The sequence below is a fragment of the Clostridium senegalense JC122 genome (assembly GCF_000285575.1).
GTDB lineage: Bacteria > Bacillota > Clostridia > Clostridiales > Clostridiaceae > Clostridium_J > Clostridium_J senegalense.
Window position 1 is genome coordinate 1,341,678 of the sequence record NZ_HE611050.1, and the last position, 3,140, is coordinate 1,344,817.

Annotated in this window: 1 protein-coding gene; it reads right to left on the reverse strand. The window is 30.6% G+C overall.

Features of this window, described 5'->3' with window-relative positions:
• Positions 1 to 994 precede the first annotated feature (994 nt).
• Complete coding sequence (locus CSGHG_RS06855) at positions 995 to 2,368, reverse strand: cell wall-binding repeat-containing protein (RefSeq protein WP_081496249.1); 1,374 nt, start codon at positions 2,366 to 2,368, stop codon at positions 995 to 997.
• Positions 2,369 to 3,140: the final 772 nt, after the last annotated feature.

Here is a 3,140-nt window from a genome sequence, read left to right on the forward strand (position 1 = left end):
ATATAATTTGTTACAGCTGCACATTTTGAAAATATTACATATTTCAAGTTAAGAGTGAAAATGCCTTTCTAGTTAAAAGTTAAGAGTGAATAGTTAACAGTTGTAGTTATTACTATTCGCTTTGCTCCTAGTAATGCTAAACGTACTTTTTTATATAAATTTGCAAAGCAAATTATACTTATAGATTAAAAAGAAAGTGCTTGGCACTTTCATCCATCATTGTCAAATGTCAATTGTCCATTGTCAATTTTTCAAGCTCCCTACCTCAACTAAGTATGCAATCACTTAAAGTTTTACTCCATTACAAATGGGACAGGCACGATAAATTTATTTTCTTCGCTAACACATGATGCTCTCCTAATTTTTTATTTTTTCACTAATAGCTCAAAGCCAGTCCCGAACCTCCACGCAGCAAAGCTACTTTATTTCAAAGAAACTGGTGATCCAGTTTCAACCTGAACTCTTAACTATTAACTGTTAACTCTTAACTATCTAAACTCCAGTTTCCTCCAACATTGTCAAATTTCAATTGTCCATTGTCAATTTTTCAAACTCCCTACCTCAACTAAGTATGCAATCGTTCAAAGTTCTACTTCCGTTACAAGAGGGACAGACGCGTAATTGGCTACTTTCCTATTCTTTTGTATATATACTTTTGTTGATTTTAGCTTTTCTACAATATTGCTCTAAGTCGGTCCCAAACATCTACGCAGCAAAGCTGCTATTTTAGGACCGGCTTTGATTGCTTTAGATTTTATTGATAACCTTTCGATTTCACTGAAAAAACAACTTATTGAAAACATACTTTGGTACGCCTGTCCTTCTTGTTATGGCTGTGAACTTTGAATATATCTTTAGTTAGTTTAATCTTCCAATCTTAAATTTTACTCTCTCTAATTAAAAAGAAACTGGACCAAAGTCCAGTTTCTTCCTTAACTATTAACTGTTAATTCTTAACTAACTAATAACTCTTAACTATCTAAACTCCAGTTTCCTAATTAAATATTCTTCTTGCAGTCATATATCCATATCCTATTGTAGATACTCTAACTACATCACCAGGTTGAGGACAATGTATATACGAATTATTCCCAACATACATTCCTACATGCTCTGCTTCACCATCACCAGAGTAAGTGAAAAACACCAAATCTCCTGGTCTTAAATTTTCTCTTGCTACGTAACTACCTTGATTTACTTGAGTATATGTTGTTCGCGTTATTTCCACACCAAAATGTCTATAAACATATTGTGCAAAACCTGAACAATCAAAACCAGCTGGACTATCTCCACCCCATACATAAGGAGTTCCTAAATAATTCATAGCATAATTTACAACTTCTTGTCCCATATCTTTAGGTTTCTCTATTGGCTTATCTTCTGGAGGATTCTTTATATTATCAATAGTAATTGAAGGAACAAATGCCTCTCCACCTAAAAAAGTCATATTAGTATTGTTTGTAACTTTTTCATTTATTGCATTTGCTGTATCTTTATTTAACTTATTATCAAGTAAAACTATAGGTCCCTTACTTCCTGCTACTAAAACTGAAGCAGTTAAAGAATCTACTAAATGATTATTGTTTCCGTTAGCAAAATATATATTTTCAAAGCTACTGCCATAAAATTTCTTAATTACTTCAATATTAGTTGCATATCTATTTTTTCCTGCTAACCTCTCCCCTTTCACATCATTTACCAAGCCCGTAGATAATACACTTTCTCCACCTACTGCATAAACCTTTTGTGCATTGTAAACAACTTCCTTTAATTCACTAGCAACATTATCACTATCCTTTGCTAAAACTATTGGTATAGAATTTTCTGCTGCTATAGGAGCTATTGATAGTGCATCTGCTATTCCATTTCCTGAAACCAAACACACATTCGTAGCTTGTCCACCTAATTCTTTATACTTATTGAGTATATTTAATGCTGTTTCATATCTAGTTGCTCCCCCAAGTCTTATAACATTCATTCCATTTGCTATAAGTTCCTCTTCAGCCTCTTTAGATATTATTCCCTCACCAGTAGAAATGTACACATTTTTTATATTTCTACTTTTTAGTTCATTTAATGTAACTTCATCTATACTATTGTTAGCGTCATTTAAAAAGATTGGAGCTTTTAATTTATATGCAAGTGGTGAAACTGCCAAAGAATCTACTAAATTTTCATCTGACGCTGCTGCTAAAATCGCATTTCCTGTACTATCAGAATTCTTATTATAAAATTCTTTAGAAACCTCAATAGCTGTCTCCACACGTGTTCTGCCACATAATCTATTGCTTTCAGCTGCTAAAACAGTTATATTTCTAAAACATAACATTCCCATAACTAATAGTGCTATCAATTTTTTTCTCTTCATAATAAAATTAAGTCCTTTCTTAATTTATAGATATCCAAGTTGACTCTTTAAATTATCAATTCTAAAACTTGGATACCCAAAATAGTGAGACATGCTCCGAATCACTTAGAATTCAACATACATATTATATAAAAATATTTTAAAGTTATTGAACAAATTTAAATTGGAGCTTGCTTCCCTATAACTTTCTGAACCAATATATAATATTCCATAATAATTTTAAACATTTATTTAATATTTTTCAAGCGTATAGAAGATGTTTTGTAAATTTTTTCTAGTATTCATGTTAATTACTTTATTTTTTATTATTAAACTCTTTATTTTAATAAAAAATAAATTATGTAAAATACATTTTATTACACCTATTTCTACATTTTGAATATAAAATTAGAGTCAAACTCGGATTTTGGTAAATTAACAGACCTACTGCTTTGCAGCTGAAGTATTGGTTCCTTGCTCAGTAATTTATTTTAACTAGACTTTTTGTTGAGTACTGAAGTTTTTTATGGTGGTACCACTAAATGAAACTATCCTTCTTGTCACGTATGTACATTTTGAAAATATTACATATTTTTAGTTAGAAGTTAAGAGTGAAAATGCTTTTCTAGTTAAAAGTGAACAGTGAATAGTTATGGTTATTACTACTCACTTTGTTCCTAGTGATGCTAAACGTATCTTTTAATCTTAGTTTTGTTTAATTTAATATCATAAACTTAGAATTTACTCTCTTAAATTTAAAGAAACTGGCAGTCCAGTTTCCTCCAACATTGTC